At 74.7% G+C, this 2233-nt stretch carries 2 protein-coding genes; both read right to left on the reverse strand.

Annotation, left to right across the window (positions count from 1 at the left end; translation table 11 throughout):
* The coding region (locus tag ADL22_RS36145; RefSeq protein ID WP_324615547.1) for a transglycosylase family protein at window positions 1–716 on the reverse strand (716 nt) is incomplete at its 3' end.
* A gap of 254 nt (window positions 717–970) precedes the next feature.
* A partial coding sequence (locus tag ADL22_RS13365; protein ID WP_066977695.1) for a cytochrome P450 family protein occupies window positions 971–2233 on the reverse strand: 1263 nt, incomplete at its 5' end.

Genomic DNA, 2233 nt, shown 5'->3' on the forward strand with positions numbered 1-2233 from the left:
GTCCCGGGGGTGGTGGGGCCGGCACCCGGGGTGGCGGGGGTGGCCGTGCCGGAGGGGGTGCCCGGGGTGGACGGGTCCGGGGTGGCCGGGGGCGTGCCCGTCGCGTCGCCGCCGGGTCCGGAGCCGGGGCCGGTGGTGGACGGCCCGGGGGCCGGGGTGGCCGGATCCGCCGCGTCCTGCCCGTCCGTGCCGTTGCCGCCGCCCGTACGGCCTGTGCCGTCCGCGCCGCCCGTACCATCCGCGCCGCCCGGCTTCCCGGCCGTACCGGAGGAGCCGTCCAACGGGCCGGAGGGGTCGCCCGCCGTATCGGAGTCACCGCTTCCGGTGCGGCCGCCGCTTCCGGCGCGGTCATCGGACGGGGGCGGGGTCGGGCGGCTGGTGCTGCCCGGGTCGACGCCGGGGTCGCGGCGGTCCTTGGTGAGGCCGGCGGTCACCGCGCAGCCGTGGAACGCGTCCGGGCCGCGGTCGTCGAGGATCGCCTGGGCCACGGCTATCTGCTGGGCGCGGCTGGCGAGGTCGGGCCGGGCGGCGTAGGCGGAGCCGCCGTAGTCGTCCCACATCTCCTGGGTGAGCCGGAGGCCGCCGTAGAAGCCGTTGCCGGCCGAGCTCCACACGCCGCCGCTCTCGCACTGCGCGACACGGTCCCAGGTCGCCGCGTCGGCGGCGTGCGCGCCGCTCGCGGTCAGCAGCGGCAGGGCCAGGCCCGCGCCGGTCACTCCTGCCGTGACAAAGATGGCCGGTGCTTGACGGGGGCGACGATGCCGGCCGTTCCCGGAACGCATGCGGTTGCCTTTCGCGCGGCGGTTGAGTTGTCGGACCGCCGCCGGGGCGGGGCCGGGGCCCGGCCCGCGTCCGACCGCGATCGCCGGTGGAAAGGTAACCGGGGTCACGGGCAGTCACAAGCCGGTGTAGCCGAGATCACGCGATGATTACGCAACTGACGAACCGTCAGTCACGGCCGGGTGACCGGTCACGACGGCTCGGGCGTGAACTCCACCGGGAGCGACCGCAGTCCGCGCATGATGAGCCCGCCGCGCCACCGCAAATCATCACTTTCCGCCGCAAGCCGCAGGTCCGGAAGCCGGGTCAGCAGCGTCGCCAGCGCGGTCTGGCCTTCGAGCCGGGCCAGGGGCGCGCCGAGGCAGTAATGGATGCCGTGACCGTAACCGAGGTGCGGGTTGTCACGACGGGTGAGGTCGAGCACGTCGGGGTCGGTGAACCGGGCCGGGTCGCGGTCGGCGGCGGCCAGCACCACCAGCACCGGGTCCCCCTCGGCGATCCGCTGCCCGGCCAGCGTCAGGTCGCGCGTCGCGTAGCGCCAGGTGGCCAGCTCCACCGGCCCGTCGTAGCGGAGCAGCTCCTCGACGGCGGTCCCGAGCAGCTCGCGGTCGCCGCCAGCGAGGGACTTCTGCAGCAGCTCCCGCTGGCCGGGGTGCCGAAGCAGGGCATACACGCCATTCCCGATCAAATTCACCGTCGTCTCGAACCCGGCGAACAGCAGCACGAAGCACATCGCGGCCGCCTCGTTCTCCGTGAGGTGCTCGCCGTGGTCGGAGGCCCGGATCAGCCCGGAGATCAGATCGTCGCCCGGGGCGCCGTCCTGGAGGGCCGCGCGCTTGCGGTGGATCAGCTCGGCCAGATACGCCCGCATCTTCTTCACCGACCGGGCGACGCCGCCGCGCGGCCCGCCGCCGTGCCGGATCATCATGCCCGCCCAGTCCCGGAAGTCGTCCTGGTCCTCGGAGGGGACGCCGAGCAGATCGCAGATCGCGTAGATCGGCAGCGGGAACGCGAACTCGTGGATGAGGTCCGCGCTGCCCCGCCCCGCGAACCCGTCGATCAGCCGGTCGGTCAGCTCCTGTATGCGCGGCTCGAACGCGGCGACCCGGCGCGGGGTGAACGCCTTGGAGACCAGGCGGCGCAGCCGGGTGTGGTCCGGGGGGTCGATGTTGAGCAGGTGCGTCATGAGGTTGGCGCTGCGTTCGCCCGGAATGCCGGTCTTGCCCTTGCCGGGGGCGGCCGCGGAGTGGTGCACCGGGTTCTTCGACAGCCGGGCGTCGGCGAGCGCCTGCCGGGCGTCGGCGTACCGGGTCACCAGCCACGCCTCGACCCCACTGGGCAGCCGGGTCCGGTGCACCGGCGCGTACTCGCGCAGCCAGGCGTACGCCGGGTACGGGTCGGCCGCGAACTGCCAGGAGAAGAGGGCGGGGGTGGGGGCGGGGGCGGGGGCCTG

This window comes from Streptomyces sp. NRRL F-4489, assembly GCF_001509485.1.
Classification (GTDB): domain Bacteria; phylum Actinomycetota; class Actinomycetes; order Streptomycetales; family Streptomycetaceae; genus Streptomyces.